This window comes from Paraburkholderia sediminicola, assembly GCF_902859805.1.
GTDB classification, from domain to species: domain Bacteria; phylum Pseudomonadota; class Gammaproteobacteria; order Burkholderiales; family Burkholderiaceae; genus Paraburkholderia; species Paraburkholderia sediminicola.
In genome coordinates this window covers 98,705-115,027 of record NZ_CADIKC010000014.1, presented here as the reverse complement: position 1 = coordinate 115,027, position 16,323 = coordinate 98,705, and the positions used below count along the sequence as shown (strand labels likewise).

Genomic DNA, 16,323 nt, shown 5'->3' with positions numbered 1-16,323 from the left:
CCGGTTTCACGATGCGCGCAGTTCCCTGGTGAACAGTCCTTGAGGACGAACCGACAGAATCACCACCAGCAGCACGAAGGCGATGATGTCCTTGTAGTCGGTCGAAATGTAGAAGGCGCCGAAGCTCTCCGCCATGCCGATGATCAATCCGCCGACGATCGCACCCGGCACGCTGCCCATGCCGCCGAGAATGATGATCACGAAGGCCTTCAGGATCACCAGCTGCCCCATGGCCGGATAGACGAGGTTGATCGGCGCGTACAGCGTCGCGGCCACGGCGGCGAGGAGGCCGGAGATGCCGAAAGTCAGCATCGTCACCTTGTTGGCATCGATGCCCATCAGCGAGGCGCCTTCGCGGTCCTGCGCCATCGCGATGATGCTCGAGCCGATCACCGTGTATTTGAGGAAGAGTTGCAGCAGCACCACCAGCGCGAACGCGGCGCCGATGATCAGCAAGCGCTGCACCGGCGCGGTCACGCCGCCCAGATCGAGGACTCCGGCGTAGGGCGTCGCCATACGATGAAAGTCCGCGCCCCAGATCGCCTGTGCGCCGGCTTCGAGAAACAGCAGGAGGCCGATCGCGGCGATCATGGGATGCAATTCGGAAGATTTGCGCAGTGGATGGAACACCAGCCGCTCGGCGAGGATCGCGAGGACTGCGACCGCGAGGCCGGAGCCGATCATCGCGAGCCAGTAGTTCCAGCCGAGCCGGCTCATCAGGTAGAACGAGACGAACGCGCCGACCATGTAGAACGCGCCGTGGGCGAAATTCGGCACGGCGAGAATGCCGTAGACCAGCGTGAGTCCGAGCGCAACGAGGCTGTAAATGCCGCCCAGCGTCAGGCCGTTGAGAAGCTGCTGCAAAAACATGTCCACGCTTTGACACCCTCCAACGGAGGCGCGCTGTGCAATCGTTACCCTTGCAGCCGGGAACGCATCGCCGCACGCCTGACTACGGACGGGACAACAGCCGCTTTCTCGAATCCGGCGACCGTTATCGACGGTTGTCGACGCTTAAAACACGCGCGCATCGGCGCAAACTGGAAATGGTGATGTGTGGCGGCGTTAGAGAAATTTGGCACGAGCGTTCGCTTTGCGTCAATCAATTTTTCCATTTGATTGTTCTGCATTGCAGATTATTAGGGAAGTCACTTAGATAGCGCGCATCAAGTCGCCCATTCGCATGAGCCGGCGCACCGCTTCCGCGGTACGCCCGTGTCTCGCGCTCTGCTGCAGTTAGAACATGTGCCGCATGCCGATATTCACGCCGGCCGTTGTGCCGGTCACTTCGTTCAGTGCATTGTTGACGGACAGTCCGGTGTGCATGGCGCCGTGATTGGTTACGAAACCGGCCTGCCCATACACCACGGTAGCCTTCGAGAGGGAGTAATCGACCCCGGCGGACGCCAGTATCGAATTGTTCGACGAGTTGTTCCCGTCGCGCGTGACCCATACGCCTGCGTCGACGTTCAGCGCCGGTGTGATGCGATAGCTGGCGCCGCCTGAATAGACACGATCGTTGAACGAGCCTGCCACCTTGTACTGCACGTAGGAAGCTTTAACGGTCAGGTTATTGAACACGTAACTGGCGCCGAGCGCACGGCCGTCGAATTCGACCACGCTCGGAATCGCGATCGATGCAGCGCTGCCGCCGGCGTTGCCGCTATAGAGTGCGGCATCGACGGTCAGCGTGCCGAGGTGGTAGCGCAGGCTCGCCGAGTACTGCCGTCCCGCCTGAAAGTTTCCAGCCGTGCCGCCCAGCGCCATCATCGCGCTGCCTTGCAAGCCGGCGATTTCCGGCGACGTGTACGAAATGCCGTTCGGGTTGAACAGGCCGGTCACATAGACGTTGTTGAGATAGGTGATGAGACCGCTGCCGAAGTACGACATCTCGCGCGGATCGAAGTCGTACACCGCGAGGAAGAAAGGCGAGAACTGCAAGCCGGCCTTCACCGTACCGTAGCGGCTGTCCACACCGACCCACGCCTGCCGCCCGAACGCGTTGCCGTTCGAATTGCTGAACGCGCCGTTGGCGATGCTGATGCCGCTTTCGAGTTCGAAGATCGCACGCATGCTGCCGCCGAGATCTTCGGCGCCACGCAGGCCGAAGCGCGAGCCGGAAAGGCCGCTGTCGGTGAACGAGTATTGATGGCCTGCGTTCTGACCGGTGGTCGCGTTAAGCGTTTTGCTGGTGTAGAGGATCGAGCCGTCGACGATACCGTACAGCGTGACACTGCTTTGCGCATGGGCGCTCTGGGCCGTGCCCAGGGCGCATGCTCCGACTAATCCAAGAATGGCTCCAACTCGATTGCGATGACTTGCCGGCATGCTTCGTGTCTCCTTGTTTATTGGAATCAATTGAACTGGCGAAGTAGTGCTTGTGCTGCAAGATTCGGGCGATCTGTTGCGCGATACGATTTCTACAGGCGATAAAAAGCCCTCGCGATCTGATAAGGGATGCGAAATAGTGGGTCTGCTGGTATGCGTCTCGAGTCCGGTGCCGGCTGTTTGTCTCCTGGGTGCTGGGGCGGCTCGGCGCTGCTAGGAGCTCATTGATCGCGTGCTTGCGCACAGGATGCAGGCGCAATTTGGCACGACCGTTCGTTCTGTGTCAACGGGGGAAACCGCTCGTTTGGACTGCAATGCAGGCCAAAATAGGGAAAACACCTGGCGCTGAAGGGGCGCTTGAAGTGCGACGTAAGGCTATGTAATACAAAGAGATTGCCGGAATTATCCGGTTTGAATTGCAAGACGGGTGTTTGATTTGACAGTTCTGCATTGCAGAACTGTCAAAGAACGGACTCAGCGCGCGCCGAGCGTCTCGATCAGCATGTCGACGAATGCCTTGACCCGCGCGGTCATCTGCAGCTGTTGCGGGTACACCGCGTAAATATCGGCATCCGGCGTGCGGTATTCCGGCAATACGTGGATCAGGCGGCCATCGGCGAGGTACTCCGCGATGTCCCATTCCGCCCGCATCAGAATGCCGTGACCGTCTAGTGCCCACTTCACCGCGATCTCGCCGTCGTTGGTGGTGAGGTTGCCGCGCACGCGAACGGTCTCGGTCTTTTCGGCCGAGCCGCGTCCGCTGGTCAAGCGCCATAGCCCATAGCCGTCGTCGCCCTGACGAATGCCGATGCAATTGTGTTGCGATAGCTCCGCCGGACTGCGCGGCGCGCGTCGTTTGGCGAAATACGCGGGCGATGCACAAAGCAATCGACGGTTCGACGCGACCCGGCGCGCAATCACGCGCGCATCCGGTGGTTCGCCGAAACGCACGCACACGTCGAAGGCGTCGTCGCTAATCGGTGGTGGGTCGACTGAGAGTTGCAACTGCACGTCAACCTCGGGAAAGCGCCGCACAAATCGGGAAATCAGCGGCGCCACGTGACTGCGGCCGAAGCCAAGTGTCGCGTTCACGCGCAACAGGCCCTTCGGCGCCGCTTGCGAGCCGCCGAGCAACTGGGCCAGGTCGTCCATTTCGCTCAGGATGCGCCGTGCCCGGGTGAGATAGAGCTCGCCCTCCGGCGTGAGGCTCATGCGCCGCGTTGTGCGGTTGACCAGCGACACACCCGCGCGCACTTCCATCTGCGCCAGATGCTTGCTCACGGCCGCCGTGCTCAAGCCGAGTTCGCGCGCAGTCGCGGTCAGGCTGCCGCTTGCGGCGAGCGTGGAGAAGAAGGCAAGGTCTTCCGGTTGTATCGACGAAGTCATATTGAGTGGGTCAACGAGCAGGCCGCCGAGCGGCTCATTATTAACTTCAGGTTAAGGATGCTTTGAGTCTAGCAGCGTTTTCGCGGGCGGTCGCCGTTCTAGGATGCAGCCATACGTTCAACACCAAGGAGACGGCAGTGAAGACCTATCGCATCGCAACCATTCCCGGCGACGGCATCGGCAAGGAAGTCGTGCCTGCGGGCCAACGGGTTCTTGAAGCCATCGCCGCGCGAAGCGACGCCTTCCAGTTCGAGTTCGAGAATTTCGACTGGGGCGGCGATTTCTATCGCCAGCACGGTGTGATGATGCCGGCCGATGGGCTCGATGCCATCCGCAACAAGGATGCGATTCTGTTCGGTTCGGCGGGTGACCCGCATATTCCCGATCACGTGACGCTTTGGGGTTTGCGCCTGAAGATCTGTCAGGGCTTCGATCAGTATGCGAACGTGCGTCCCACGCGCATCCTTCCTGGCATCGACGCGCCGTTGAAACGCTGTGGACCGAAGGATCTCGACTGGGTCATCGTTCGCGAGAACTCGGAGGGTGAGTATTCCGGCGTAGGCGGACGTGCACACCAGGGCCATCCGATCGAAGTCGCCACCGATGTTTCGATGATGACCCGCGCGGGCGTCGAGCGTATTCTTCGATTCGCGTTCCGCCTCGCCCAGTCGCGGCCGCGCAAGCTGCTGACGGTGATCACCAAGAGCAATGCGCAACGTCACGCCATGGTGATGTGGGACGAGATCGCCCTGGAAGTCTCGAAGGAATTTCCCGACGTCAAATGGGACAAGGAACTCGTCGACGCTGCCACCGCGCGCATGGTCAACCGTCCGGCCACGCTTGACACGATCGTCGCGACCAATCTTCACGCCGACATTCTCAGCGATCTGGCAGCGGCGCTGGCCGGCAGCCTCGGCATCGCACCGACCGCGAATCTCGACCCCGAGCGCCGCTATCCGTCGATGTTCGAACCAATTCACGGCTCCGCTTTCGACATCATGGGTAAAGGTCTTGCCAATCCGGTCGGCACGTTCTGGTCGGTTGTGATGATGCTTGAGCATCTCGGCGAGATGGCCGCTGCCCAGCAATTGATGAGCGCGATCGAACGCATCACGGCCGACCCGTCGCTGCACACGGGCGACCTCGGCGGAACGGCCACGACCGTGCAGGTGACCGACGCCGTCTGCGCGATCCTCGCCGCGAAACCAGCGGCGGAGTTCAAAGCCGCCTGAGCATGCAAGACGTAATACGCAATACACAACGCACGCATCAGACAAAAACAAAACGCCCGGACGAATGCGTCACGGGCGATTTAAAGACTGGAGACTGGCATGGCCAATGAATTGCAAGCCCGAGTGGTTCGCAAGCTGACGTGGCGTATTTTGCCCTTCGTCATGCTGCTTTATTTTGTGAGCTTTCTCGATCGTGTGAACGTCGGCTTCGCCGCGCTCACGATGAACAAGGACCTCGGCCTCTCGCCGACCATGTTCGGGCTCGGCGGCGGCATCTTCTTTCTAGGGTACTTCCTGTTCGAAGTGCCTTCGAACCTCATTCTGAACAAGGTCGGTGCACGCATCTGGATCGCACGTGTGATGGTGACGTGGGGACTGGTGTCGGCGGCTTCGGCGTTTGTCGTCGGGCCGAATTCGTTCTATACGCTGCGCTTCCTGCTCGGCGTGGCCGAAGCCGGTTTCTTCCCCGGCATCATTCTTTATCTCAGCCAGTGGTTTCCTGCACGGCAGCGCGCAGTCGCGGCGGCCGCGTTCATGGCGGCCGCGCCTTTGTCGACGGCAATCGGGTCGCCGATTTCAGGCGCCATCATGCAGATGCCGGCCCTGTTCGGTTTGAAGGACTGGCAATGGCTTTTCCTCATCGAGGCGATTCCTGCCGTCGTACTCGGGTTCGTGGTTCTGAAAGCGCTCACCGATTCGCCGGAAAAGGCGACGTGGCTTGCCGCGGATGAGAAAGCGTGGCTCGTGGCGACCTTACGCGAAGAACGCGCGGGACGCGAATCACAGGCAGGCCATGCGGCAGGTGCGCTCGCCGCGCTGCGCGACCCGCGCGTGTGGATCATGTCGATGATTTACTTCGGCACCTCCGCGGGACTTTATACGCTCGGACTGTGGGCGCCGTTGATCATTCGTCAATTCGGCTTTAGCGCGCTCGGTACAGGTGCGTTGAACGCGATTCCCAGCGTGCTGGCTGTGATCGGCATGGTGATGTGGGCGCGCCATTCGGATCGCACTGGCGAGCGCACGTGGCATGTGGTGCTTCCGTGCGTCGCAGCCGGTATCGGGCTCGCGTGGGCCGGCTTTGCGGATACCGTTCTTGCGGTGGTGCTCGCGCTGATTCTCGTGAATGTGGGCATTAGCGCCGCCAAGGCGCCGCTGTGGGCCATGCCGAGTACCTTTCTCTCTGGCGCCGGCGCCGCGGCCGGTATTGCCATGATCAACTCGATCGGCAACCTCGGCGGTTTCGTCGGGCCGTTTGCGATCGGCTGGCTGAAGAGTGTGACGGGCGGATACGCTGCGGGACTTTATGTCGTAGCGGCAAGTCTTGCGGTATCAGCCATGCTCGCGTTGGCTATCGGCCGGCGAGGATATCGGGCGGCGCCTGCGCCGCAATGATCTCGCTGGATTTCTGATCGGTTTCCCAATTGACGATGTGCCTCGCTCCCGCGCTAATTGTTGTCCGCTGACGTGGTGCGAACAATGGTTAGCGCGGAGACGGCGCCGAAGTGCACGCCATCATCGCGCGTGTTCAATGCTTGAATAGTCGCGAGTCCTTACCCACGAAATGCATCGTCGAAGATTGTGAAGCGCTTGTCGCGGGTGCGCCGTAACCTGAGTTGTCACCATAGCCCGACGTCTTGTGCGAGGGTTGCTGATAGTGCGTACCCGTCTGATTGTTCTGTGTGTCTTGCATCGAGACGGCGGGTGCTGTCGTTGTGTCGTTCATCGGTGTGTTTGTCTGCTGGGCAAACGACAGAGTAGGGATCGCGACGATCGACGCAACGAGCATGATGTGTTTGAGTGCTTTCATGATGGTTCTCCAATAGTGTGATGGTGCCGCACCGGCCATTCCGGTCGACGCGTATTCACAGAATAAGAAGTTTTCCTTAATTTCCCCTTAGGGGAGCTCAAACAACGTTCCTCCGGGTTTTCAATCCCCATCACCCCAACCATGGCGTTCACGCCATTCACGTTCGTGCTCCTCGTGCTCGTGGTGGCGCCACTGCCGTTCGCGCCACTCCTGACGCTCATGCCACTCGCGGGCGCGCCAGTCGTCGCCGTAGCCGTAGCCATATTCGACCACCGGCGGAGGGCCATAAACGACCGGTGGAGGCGCAATGTAGGCGGGCTGGGCAGGCACGAAAACCGGCCCGGGAATGCCGATGCCAATGCCTACGTCGACGTGTGCGGACGCGACTGTGGAAGCCACCAATATCGCGCCGCCGAGAATCACTGATAATAGGTTCTTGCGCATGTTTTTCTTTTCGCCCGATGATTGCAGGCGATGGCAGTGAAGATGGTGCGCAGTTTAGGCAGGGCGGCGGGTTGCAGGTGCAAGAGGGATGCGAGATTGGTAACACGGAGTAACGGTGCGCAGCCTTAAGGTTGCCCTAATGAATTCCGTGCACGATAAACCGGCTGGACCTTCGGTTTTCCTCCTCTGCGGGCGACCAGCGGCGCCGTTTTCGGTTCGAACCAGCAATCAATAGCCAGGTCGTGCCGTTTCAAATTTTGCCGAATGGCATCCACGATGGGCAGGGGATCGCAATGGGCTTTTCTGCTGAGGTTTGGGCGTTAGCGCGCCTGTGTTGCATGTACCCTGTGCTGGGCGGCCTTGCGATCTGGTATTTTTCGCGGGCGGACCGTCTGCTGCAGGTGGTTCGCGCCCGTCATTGAGCGTCGATTCCTGATCACGGCGCCCACCTCGCGAACGCGCATAGTGGCTCTTTGAGCAACGGTGCGCTTGCTGCGTTGCGGCAAAATGCGCCTGCCGCGTCGTCCGCATAGCTTTTTTTCCGCCAGACCACCTTCACTTGCTCTGGCGCGACACGGGCGGCCAACCGCTCCAACACCCCGCAAACCGTTGCCCAGCAGGGCTTCGTCTACCGCCAGCCAGAGCCCGCGCACCGGCGGTGTCGCATTTCCACATGTGGTTGTCGCAAATAGTCGGCTAGGCGTACTTTTTTCTGGCAACTATGTATGCACAGCGCGGACGGACGTCCGCCACGCGAGGAGAGCATTCAATGAATTCCCCCAAGGTCGTGGTCGAAGGGTTGTGCAAAGTGTTCGGCACCAACCCGAAACAGGCGATCGGCATGCTGGCAGGCGGCGCAACCAAAGAGGAAGTGTTTGCGCGCACCGGTCAGATAGTCGGCGTCCACAACGTTTCGTTCGAAGTCAAGGAAGGCGAGATCTTCGTGCTAATGGGCCTCTCGGGCTCCGGCAAGTCGACGCTGATTCGCCTGATCAACCGTCTTGTCGAGCCGACGGCCGGCAAGGTGCTGATCGACGGCCGCGACGTGGCCAGCGTGCCGCGCGCGGAATTGACGGCGCTGCGCCGCAAGGACATGAGCATGGTGTTCCAGTCCTTCGCGCTGATGCCGCAACGCACAGTGCTGTCTAACGCCGCGTTCGGGCTGGAAGTGGCGGGCATCGGCAAGAAGGAGCGCGAAAAGCGCGCTATGACCGTGCTCGAGCAGGTCGGCCTTGCACCGTTCGCGCAAAAGCTGCCGGCCCAGCTGTCCGGCGGTATGCAGCAACGTGTGGGTCTGGCGCGAGCGCTGGCGGTCAACCCGTCGCTGATGATCATGGACGAGGCGTTCTCCGCGCTCGATCCGCTCAAACGCAAGGAAATGCAGAACGTGCTGCTCGATCTGCAACGCGAGCAGCAGCGCACCATCCTGTTCGTCTCGCACGATCTGGAAGAGGCGATGCGCATCGGCACCCGGATCGCGATCATGGAAGGCGGCAAGGTCGTCCAGGTCGGCACGCCGCAGCAAATCATCACCAATCCCGCCGACGACTACGTGCGCGCGTTCTTCGAAGGCATCGACACCAGCCGCTATCTGACGGCCGGCGACCTGATGCAGACAGACGCCGTGCCGCTCATGCAGCATTCCCCGCAGATCGACGCATCGAGCGTCGCCGCGACGCTCAACGGCAGCGCCGAATACGCGTTCGTGCTCGACAGCGAGCGCAAGTTCCGCGGTTTCGTGTGCCGCGATGCGATGGGCAGCGCGTCGCCGCAGCTCAACCATATCGAGTGCATCCGCCGCACGACGCCGCTGGACGACGTCGTCGAACGCGTGGTGGCGAGCCGTGCGCCGCTGCCGGTCGTCGAAGCGGACGGCTCCTACTGCGGTTCGGTCAACAAGACGAACGTGCTGAACGTTCTCACGCGCCATCGAGGTTCCCATGTCTGAAGTCATTCCACTTGGCGCCTGGGTCGATCACGGCGTTCACTACCTGCTCGACCACGACGCAAAGACCTTCGATTCCATAGGCAAGGTCATCGAGAGTTTTGCCGCGCTGATCGAGCACGGCCTGCAAGCGGTACCGATGTGGGCGCTGATGGCATTTTTCGTGGGTGTTGGTTTGTGGCGCGTGGGCTGGCGTTTCGCGCTGTTCACGTTGCTCGCGATGCTGCTGATCTACGGCACCGGCTTCTGGGATCAGATGGTGATCACGCTCGGTCTCACGCTCTCGTCGACCTTGATCAGCCTGCTGCTCGGCGTGCCGCTCGGCATCTGGACCGCGAAGAGCCGCACCGTCGAAATGATGGTGCGTCCCGTGCTCGATCTGATGCAGACCATGCCGGCGTTCGTCTACCTGATTCCGGCGGCGATGCTGTTCGGTCTCGGCCGCGTGCCGGGGATTCTTTCCACGGTGATCTTCGCGATGCCGCCTGCGGTGCGTCTCACGTCGCTCGGTATCAAGCATGTGAATCGGGAAATCGTCGAAGCAGGGCAGGCATTTGGCTGCACGCCCTTGCAATTGCTCTACAAGGTGCAGTTTCCGAACGCGCTGCCGTCGATCATGACGGGCGTCAACCAGACCATCATGATGGCGCTCTCGATGGTGATCATCGCCTCGATGGTGGGCGCGGGCGGTCTCGGCAACGACGTGCTGGCGAGTATTCAGCGGCTCGATATCGGCCTCGGTTTTGAAAGCGGCCTCTCGGTGGTGATGCTGGCCATCATTCTCGACCGCATCACGGAAAGCTTCGGCCGCTCGCCTGGTGCGGCGCGGGCGCCTCTGTTGTCGGGCTTGCGCAGCGTCATGAAGGTTCGCCGGGCGCCGGCGGCGCAGCACGGCTGAGCTGCCTATGAAGCGCGACGCGATCTCTTCTGTTGTTGAGGCCCCATCCGATTCGCCGCTGTCCGGGCTCGCGCACTTCGGCTTTCTGACGCTGCCGAACTTTTCGATGATCGCGTTCACGAGCGCGGTCGAGGTGCTGCGCATGGCCAACTACGTGGGCCGCGCGCAGCACTACACGTGGTCGGTGATTACGCCGGACGGCGAGCCGGCGCGAGCGAGTAACGGCATCACCGTGAAGCCGACCACGACGCTGGCCGAAGCGGGCATGCCGGACGTGCTGATCGTCTGCGCCGGCTGGCATGTGCGTGACTACGTGGACGATACGATCATCGCCTTGCTACAGGATGTTGCCTCGAAGGGCATTCCACTTGGCGGCATTTGCACCGGACCGTACGCGCTGCTGGCTGCGAATCTGCTCGACGGTTATCGCTGTACGGTGCATTGGGAAGACATGTCGCCGTTGCACAAGAGTTATCCGCATGTGCGTTTTGCCGATGAACTGTTCGTGATCGATCGTGACCGGATGACCTGCACCGGCGGCACCGCGCCACTCGATCTGATGCTGAACCTGGTCGGCATGCGCCTGGGTCACGCGGTCGCGGCGCAAGTGTCCGAGCAGTTCATCGTCGAACGGATTCGTGGTTCGACGGATTATCAGCATATTCCCGTCGACGCGCGGGTCGGTTTCTCGCGAGCGGAACTGATCGAAGTCGTGCGTTTGATGGAAGCGAATATCGAAGAGCCGTTGTCGCTCGATGAACTCGCGCGGCTCGTGCATCTGTCGCAACGTCATTTGCAGCGCATGTTCAAGATGTTTCTGAGCGTATCGCCGACGCACTACTACCTGACGCTACGTTTGCGTCGTGCGCGTGAATTGCTGCGCAATACGGATGCGTCGATTGCGCGAGTGACGGCCGTGTGCGGCTTTCATTCGCCGTGCCATTTCAGTAAGGCCTACCGCGCGCAGTTCGGTCACGCACCGAGTGTGGAGCGACGCTTGTCTGCATGAGTGAATCTGCATGAGTGAGTTGACGTCAATGAAGTCGGCGCAAGAAGTCGTACTTTGAAAATCCGATTATTAAAACCAGTAAAGCATCAATCACCCAAAGGGAACGCCATGAAACGTTTGTGGGCTGCGTCGTTGTGCGCGCTGTCGGTGTCATCTGTCCTTGCAGCGGAACCTGCCACCTGCCGGGACGTCCGGTTCGCCGATGTCGGCTGGACCGATATCGCGGCGACGACCGGTCTCGCTTCGACCGTGCTGGAAGGACTCGGCTACAAGCCGACCAAAACCATCGCTTCGGTGCCGATCACCTTTGCGGGTGTGAAGAGCAAGCAGATCGACGTGTTCCTCGGCTACTGGTCGCCGACCATGGACCCGATGATCGATCCGTTCAGGAAGGCCGGCCAGCTCACCGTGCTGCCTACGCCGAACCTGACGGGAGCGAAATACACGCTGGCCGTGCCGGACTACGCGTATCAGGCGGGTATTAAAACCTTCGCCGACATTGCGAAGAACTACGACAAGCTCGACGGCAAAATCTATGGCATCGAACCTGGTAACGACGGCAATGCGCTGATCAAGAAGATGATCGACAGCAACCAGTACGGTCTTGGCAAGTTCAAGCTGGTGGAGTCGAGCGAGGCGGGTATGCTGGTCGAAGTGAATCGCGCGGTTCGCGACAAGAAGCCGATCGTGTTCCTCGGTTGGGAACCGCATCCGATGAACGTGCAGATGAAGATCGATTACCTCTCCGGCGGTGACGACGTGTTCGGCCCGAACTACGGCGAAGCCAAAGTACTGACGGTTACACCGAACGATTACTCGGCGCGTTGCCCGAACGTCGCGAAGCTGGTGTCGAACCTGCAGTTCACGACGGATATCGAGAACCACGTGATGCTGCCGATCATGAACAAGACGGATCCGAACAAAGCAGCGAAGGATTGGCTGAAGGCGAATCCGGCTGTGCTCGACAAGTGGCTTGCCGGCGTGAAGACCTTTGATGGGAAGGATGGGTTGCCTGCGGTGAAGGCCTATGTTGCGGGGAAATGAAGGTTGAAGGTTGAGAGTTTGGTTTAGCGTTCGCGCCGCTCCGGCGGCGCGAATGCGGGACTGCCAGACCCGGACAACGAATCAACAAACAGCGCGCTCAGATCGCCTGAGCCCGCCCCGGAAAGGTTTCGTCATAGCCTGAGCCGTCATCCACTTCAGCCGCCGTACCGCGTTGCTCGCGGTACATCATCGGCGGCAAACCGAACTGCTTGCGGAATTCGCGGCCCAGATGCGAGGCATCGGAAAAGCCGCAACTCGACGCGATATCCGCCACCGTTTTATCCGAACTCGTCAGCAGCCAGGCGGCAGTGCGCAAACGCACCTGCTTCGCATAGGCCTGCGGCGCCTTACCGGTTTGCGCCTTGAACAGCCTTTCGAGCTGACGCGGCGACAGATCAAGTTTGCGCGCCAGTTCATCGAGCGATAGCGATCGCCCCACATGCTGCTCCATCAGCAGAATCGCGCGCTTCACCTTCGGATGCGCGGCAGGCGCCAACCCCGGGGGATGCGGCTGCGGCGCATTGCCCTTCTGCATATCGTCCACCAGCAGAATCCGCAACGCCTTCTGCACCGTGGCGGTTTCAAAGTGGCGCAGCAGAATCGCGGCCGCCACGTCGATCGACGCCCGCCCACCGGAACACGTAATGCGCCGACGGTCGATCACAAATAGCCGATCCGCCACCAAGGCCTCCTCGTTGACCGCCGGAAAACGCTCGATGAAATCCCAGTAGTGAAACCAGCTCACGCAGATGCGGTGGCCTTCCAGCACGCCTGCGCGCATCAGCGAGAACACGCCGGTGCACATGCCGACGAGCGTTGCATCGGTGGCGGCGGCGCGGCGGATGAAGGCCAGCGTCGCATCGTTGGCGGCCGGCCCCGAATGCAGCAGGCCGCCAACCACCACGACGTAGTCGAACGGTTCAGCGTTGTCGAACGTTTCCCACGGCGTGATCTGGATCCCGCAACTGGCGCGCACAGGAGCGAGGGTTTCCCCTATCACGCTCCACGAACAGCGCACGGGTTTGCTGAAGTCGCCTTCGTCCGCGGACAGGCGCAACAGGTCGACGAAACCCGAGAACGCCGTCAGCGTGAAGTTCGGCAGCAGGATGATGCCGAAGCGGATGCGTTGCTTCGAGGTGCCGTCGATCGATTGAAGGGGAAGCGGTTCAGCGGAATTCATGCATGCAGCCAGCAAGGGAAAAGGGTTGAAACAAGCATAGCACCGGGGATGACGGCCGCTTCATCAGGCGAATGACCGGGTCATTCGCGGGGGGCATTCAGCCGTGACATCAGCATCGCCAGCCGCAACGTCCGCGCCTGTCGCAAATGCGTCAGAACTCATCGCAAATGCGCCGCCGCGCTTGGCCGGCGGCCCGCTTGACGCCACTATCCCACTGTCATGCCGTTTTTATTCTATCGGTTCAATTTGACGTGCGGTGCAATAGGGACTAGTTCAAGCCAAACCCGCCAACCCAGCTAATCCAGCTAATCCTGGTATCGCAGCAACGTATAAGGCACGTCATGAACGTCAGCGTCTTCGATCTGTTCAAGATCGGCATCGGTCCCTCCAGCTCGCACACCGTCGGGCCGATGATCGCTGCGTGCCGCTTCGCCTCGCATATCGAAGACGCCAATCTGCTGGGCTTCGTGCGCCGCGTCAAGGTCGAGCTGTTCGGCTCGCTCGGCGCGACTGGCAAAGGGCATGGCACGGACAAGGCGGTGCTGCTCGGCCTCGAAGGCAATCTGCCCGATCTGATCGACCCGGACGTGATCGAACCGCGCCTGCAGGCGATTCGTGAAACGAAGCAACTAGTGCTGCTCGGCAAGCATCCGGTCAAATTCGACGAGCGCGAGCAGCTCGGCTTCTTTCGCAAGCTGATGCCGGGCGCGCCGGGCTCGAGCATCGTGCATCCGAACGGCATGCGTTTTCAGGCCTTCGACGAAAACGGCCAGCTGCTGGTGGAGAAGGAGTATTACTCGATCGGCGGCGGCTTTGTGATCAACCGCGAAGGCGACCGCGTCAATGGTCTGCGCGCCGGCGCGGACGTGCCGTACCCGTTTCGCACCGGCGACGATCTGATGCGCGTCTGCCGCGAAACGGGTTTGTCGATCGCCGAGATCACGCTGCGCAACGAATGCGCGTCGCGTCCCGAACAGGAAGTGCGCGAAGGGCTGCTGACGATCTGGCGTGCCATGTCCGCCTGCGTTGAACGCGGCTGCAAGGTGCGTGGCGAGTTGCCCGGCCCGATGCACGTGAAGCGCCGCGCCGCCGACTTGTGCGCGCAATTGCGCTCGCGCTCGGAAGAATCGCTGCGCGATCCGCTGTCGATGCTCGACTGGGTCAACCTCTACGCGATGGCCGTGAACGAAGAAAACGCCGCGGGCGGGCGTGTCGTCACGGCGCCGACTAATGGCGCGGCCGGCGTAATTCCCGCGGTGCTGCATTACTACGTGAAGTTCATGCATGCGTCGAACGACGAGGGCATCGTCACGTTCCTGCTGACGGCCGCGGCGATCGGCATCATCTACAAGGAAACCGCCTCGATCTCCGGCGCTGAAGTGGGCTGCCAGGGCGAGGTCGGCGTTGCGTGCTCGATGGCCGCCGCGGCGCTCGCCGCCGTGATGGGCGGCACGCCGACGCAAGTGGAAAACGCCGCTGAAATCGGCATGGAACACAACCTCGGCATGACCTGCGATCCGGTCGGCGGCCTCGTGCAGATTCCCTGCATCGAACGCAACGCGATGGGCGCGATCAAGGCGCTGAACGCCGCCCGCATGGCGATGAAGGGCGACGGCCAGCACTACGTGTCGCTCGACAACGTGATCAAGACGATGCGCGAAACCGGCGCGGATATGAAGACCAAATACAAGGAGACGTCGCGCGGCGGCCTCGCCGTGAACGTCATCGAGTGTTGAACAAGTTGAGAATCAAAGAGTAACAACAGGACCCAAAGGACCAACAATGAGCCGCTATTCGATATTCAGCCTGTTGCGCAACGGGATGTCGTATCACGAGAACTGGGAGCGTCAGTGGAAGAGCCCGGAGCCTAAGCGTGAATACGACGTCGTGATCGTCGGGGGCGGCGGGCATGGCCTCGCCACTGCCTATTACCTCGCGAAAGAGCATGGCGTGCGCAATATCGCCGTGCTGGAGAAGGGCTGGATCGGCGGCGGCAATACCGCGCGCAATACGACCATCGTGCGCTCGAATTACCTGTGGGACGAATCGGCCGCGCTCTACGAGAAGGCGATGAAGCTGTGGGAAGGTCTCTCGCAAGACCTGAACTACAACGTGATGTTCAGCCAGCGCGGCGTGATGAACCTCGCGCACACATTGCAGGACGTGCGCGACACCGAACGCCGCGTGAATGCAAACCGGCTGAACGGCGTGGATGCGGAGTTCCTCACGCCGGAGCAGATCAAGGAAATCGAGCCGACCATCAATCTGAACAGCCGCTACCCGGTGCTCGGGGCGTCGATTCAACGCCGCGGCGGTGTGGCTCGCCACGATGCGGTGGCGTGGGGCTTCGCACGCGGCGCGGATCAACATGGTGTCGATATCGTGCAGAACTGCCAGGTCACGGGGATTCGCCGCGACGGCAGTCAGGTGGTGGGCGTGGATACCACCAAGGGTTTCATCAAGGCGAAGAAAGTCGCGGTGGTCGCGGCGGGGAATACGTCGTCGCTCGCTGACATGGCGGGTATCCGATTGCCTTTGGAGAGCCATCCGTTGCAGGCGTTGGTCTCTGAGCCGATCAAACCGGTCGTCAACACGGTGGTGATGTCGAACGCGGTGCACGCGTACATCAGCCAGTCCGACAAGGGCGATCTGGTGATCGGCGCGGGCGTCGATCAGTACACGGGATTCGGCCAGCGCGGCAGTTTCCAGATCATCGAAGGCACGCTCGAAGCGATTGTCGAAATGTTCCCGGTGTTCTCGCGGGTGCGGATGAACCGCCAGTGGGGCGGCATTGTGGACGTATCACCGGATGCGTGCCCGATCATCAGCAAGACCGATGTGAAAGGGCTTTATTTCAATTGCGGCTGGGGTACGGGCGGCTTCAAGGCGACGCCAGGTTCGGGTTGGGCCTATGCGCACACGATCGCGAAGGACGAGCCGCATCCGCTGAACGCGCCGTTCTCGCTGGACCGGTTTTATACCGGCCATCTGATCGACGAGCACGGCGCTGCTGCTGTTGCCCACTAACGCTCTTTGCAACAAGTTGC

The 16,323-nt window shown here is 61.1% G+C and carries 14 protein-coding genes; 8 read left to right on the top strand and 6 right to left on the bottom strand.

Annotated elements, in window-relative coordinates:
• Positions 1 to 6: 6 nt before the first annotated feature.
• The 3 genes from R8871_RS33665 to R8871_RS33655 all read right to left on the bottom strand — a co-directional run bounded on the left by R8871_RS33665 (position 7) and on the right by R8871_RS33655 (position 3,714).
• Entirely contained in the window at positions 7 to 870 is an 864-nt protein-coding gene (locus R8871_RS33665; protein ID WP_407673245.1) for a branched-chain amino acid ABC transporter permease, read from the bottom strand.
• A gap of 366 nt (positions 871 to 1,236) precedes the next feature.
• On the bottom strand, positions 1,237 to 2,328 hold the full coding sequence (locus R8871_RS33660) for a porin (RefSeq protein WP_175054262.1): 1,092 nt from the start codon (positions 2,326 to 2,328) through the stop codon (positions 1,237 to 1,239).
• A gap of 474 nt (positions 2,329 to 2,802) precedes the next feature.
• Positions 2,803 to 3,714, bottom strand: a complete 912-nt coding sequence (locus R8871_RS33655; RefSeq protein WP_175054261.1) for a LysR family transcriptional regulator — start codon at positions 3,712 to 3,714, stop codon at positions 2,803 to 2,805.
• Positions 3,715 to 3,851: 137 nt separating this feature from the next.
• Here R8871_RS33655 and R8871_RS33650 point away from each other — a divergent pair, with 137 nt between their 5' ends.
• Both R8871_RS33650 and R8871_RS33645 read left to right on the top strand, forming a co-directional pair.
• The gene (locus tag R8871_RS33650) at positions 3,852 to 4,946 is read left to right on the top strand and encodes a tartrate dehydrogenase (protein WP_175054260.1); all 1,095 of its coding nucleotides are present in this window, start codon (positions 3,852 to 3,854) and stop codon (positions 4,944 to 4,946) included.
• A 99-nt stretch (positions 4,947 to 5,045) separates the two neighbouring features.
• Entirely contained in the window at positions 5,046 to 6,341 is a 1,296-nt protein-coding gene (locus R8871_RS33645) for an MFS transporter (protein ID WP_175054259.1), read from the top strand.
• A gap of 133 nt (positions 6,342 to 6,474) precedes the next feature.
• Here the strand turns inward: R8871_RS33645 and R8871_RS33640 are convergent, their stop codons facing one another.
• A complete protein-coding gene (locus R8871_RS33640) occupies positions 6,475 to 6,756 on the bottom strand; it encodes a hypothetical protein (protein ID WP_175054258.1) in 282 nt (93 codons plus the stop codon).
• Between the two features lie 120 nt (positions 6,757 to 6,876).
• Entirely contained in the window at positions 6,877 to 7,200 is a 324-nt protein-coding gene (locus R8871_RS33635) for a hypothetical protein (RefSeq protein WP_175054257.1), read from the bottom strand.
• A 769-nt stretch (positions 7,201 to 7,969) separates the two neighbouring features.
• On the opposite strand from R8871_RS33635, the gene R8871_RS33630 reads away from it, so the two are divergent.
• The 4 genes from R8871_RS33630 to R8871_RS33615 all read left to right on the top strand — a co-directional run bounded on the left by R8871_RS33630 (position 7,970) and on the right by R8871_RS33615 (position 12,096).
• Positions 7,970 to 9,148 carry a quaternary amine ABC transporter ATP-binding protein gene (locus R8871_RS33630; protein ID WP_093644473.1) on the top strand — a complete coding sequence of 393 codons (1,179 nt, stop codon included), beginning with the start codon at positions 7,970 to 7,972 and terminating at the stop codon, positions 9,146 to 9,148.
• Positions 9,141 to 10,043 carry a choline ABC transporter permease subunit gene (gene choW / locus R8871_RS33625; RefSeq protein ID WP_054038682.1) on the top strand — a complete coding sequence of 301 codons (903 nt, stop codon included), beginning with the start codon at positions 9,141 to 9,143 and terminating at the stop codon, positions 10,041 to 10,043. The genes R8871_RS33630 and choW overlap by 8 nt, the downstream gene beginning before the upstream one ends.
• 7 nt (positions 10,044 to 10,050) lie before the next feature.
• Positions 10,051 to 11,052: a GlxA family transcriptional regulator gene (locus R8871_RS33620; protein WP_175054256.1), complete on the top strand. Its 1,002-nt coding sequence runs from the start codon at positions 10,051 to 10,053 to the stop codon at positions 11,050 to 11,052.
• Between the two features lie 108 nt (positions 11,053 to 11,160).
• Complete coding sequence (locus R8871_RS33615; RefSeq protein ID WP_175054255.1) at positions 11,161 to 12,096, top strand: choline ABC transporter substrate-binding protein; 936 nt, start codon at positions 11,161 to 11,163, stop codon at positions 12,094 to 12,096.
• A gap of 97 nt (positions 12,097 to 12,193) precedes the next feature.
• Here R8871_RS33615 and R8871_RS33610 read toward each other — a convergent pair whose 3' ends face one another.
• Complete coding sequence (locus R8871_RS33610; RefSeq protein ID WP_093644465.1) at positions 12,194 to 13,276, bottom strand: GlxA family transcriptional regulator; 1,083 nt, start codon at positions 13,274 to 13,276, stop codon at positions 12,194 to 12,196.
• A 341-nt stretch (positions 13,277 to 13,617) separates the two neighbouring features.
• Between R8871_RS33610 and R8871_RS33605 the strand changes: the two genes are divergently transcribed.
• Both R8871_RS33605 and R8871_RS33600 read left to right on the top strand, forming a co-directional pair.
• Positions 13,618 to 15,012 carry an L-serine ammonia-lyase gene (locus R8871_RS33605; RefSeq protein ID WP_175054254.1) on the top strand — a complete coding sequence of 465 codons (1,395 nt, stop codon included), beginning with the start codon at positions 13,618 to 13,620 and terminating at the stop codon, positions 15,010 to 15,012.
• A 46-nt stretch (positions 15,013 to 15,058) separates the two neighbouring features.
• Entirely contained in the window at positions 15,059 to 16,303 is a 1,245-nt protein-coding gene (locus R8871_RS33600; RefSeq protein ID WP_054038698.1) for a sarcosine oxidase subunit beta family protein, read from the top strand.
• The last annotated feature ends 20 nt before the right edge of the window (positions 16,304 to 16,323 follow it).

Coding starts and splice junctions, on each gene's coding strand:
- R8871_RS33665 (WP_407673245.1), bottom strand. CDS start 870: ATGTTTTTGCAGCAGCTTCTCAACGGCCTGACGCTGGGCGGCATTTAC.
- R8871_RS33660 (WP_175054262.1), bottom strand. CDS start 2,328: ATGCCGGCAAGTCATCGCAATCGAGTTGGAGCCATTCTTGGATTAGTC.
- R8871_RS33655 (WP_175054261.1), bottom strand. CDS start 3,714: ATGACTTCGTCGATACAACCGGAAGACCTTGCCTTCTTCTCCACGCTC.
- R8871_RS33645 (WP_175054259.1), top strand. CDS start 5,046: ATGGCCAATGAATTGCAAGCCCGAGTGGTTCGCAAGCTGACGTGGCGT.
- R8871_RS33640 (WP_175054258.1), bottom strand. CDS start 6,756: ATGAAAGCACTCAAACACATCATGCTCGTTGCGTCGATCGTCGCGATC.
- R8871_RS33635 (WP_175054257.1), bottom strand. CDS start 7,200: ATGCGCAAGAACCTATTATCAGTGATTCTCGGCGGCGCGATATTGGTG.
- R8871_RS33630 (WP_093644473.1), top strand. CDS start 7,970: ATGAATTCCCCCAAGGTCGTGGTCGAAGGGTTGTGCAAAGTGTTCGGC.
- choW (WP_054038682.1), top strand. CDS start 9,141: ATGTCTGAAGTCATTCCACTTGGCGCCTGGGTCGATCACGGCGTTCAC.
- R8871_RS33620 (WP_175054256.1), top strand. CDS start 10,051: ATGAAGCGCGACGCGATCTCTTCTGTTGTTGAGGCCCCATCCGATTCG.
- R8871_RS33615 (WP_175054255.1), top strand. CDS start 11,161: ATGAAACGTTTGTGGGCTGCGTCGTTGTGCGCGCTGTCGGTGTCATCT.
- R8871_RS33610 (WP_093644465.1), bottom strand. CDS start 13,276: ATGAATTCCGCTGAACCGCTTCCCCTTCAATCGATCGACGGCACCTCG.
- R8871_RS33605 (WP_175054254.1), top strand. CDS start 13,618: ATGAACGTCAGCGTCTTCGATCTGTTCAAGATCGGCATCGGTCCCTCC.
- R8871_RS33600 (WP_054038698.1), top strand. CDS start 15,059: ATGAGCCGCTATTCGATATTCAGCCTGTTGCGCAACGGGATGTCGTAT.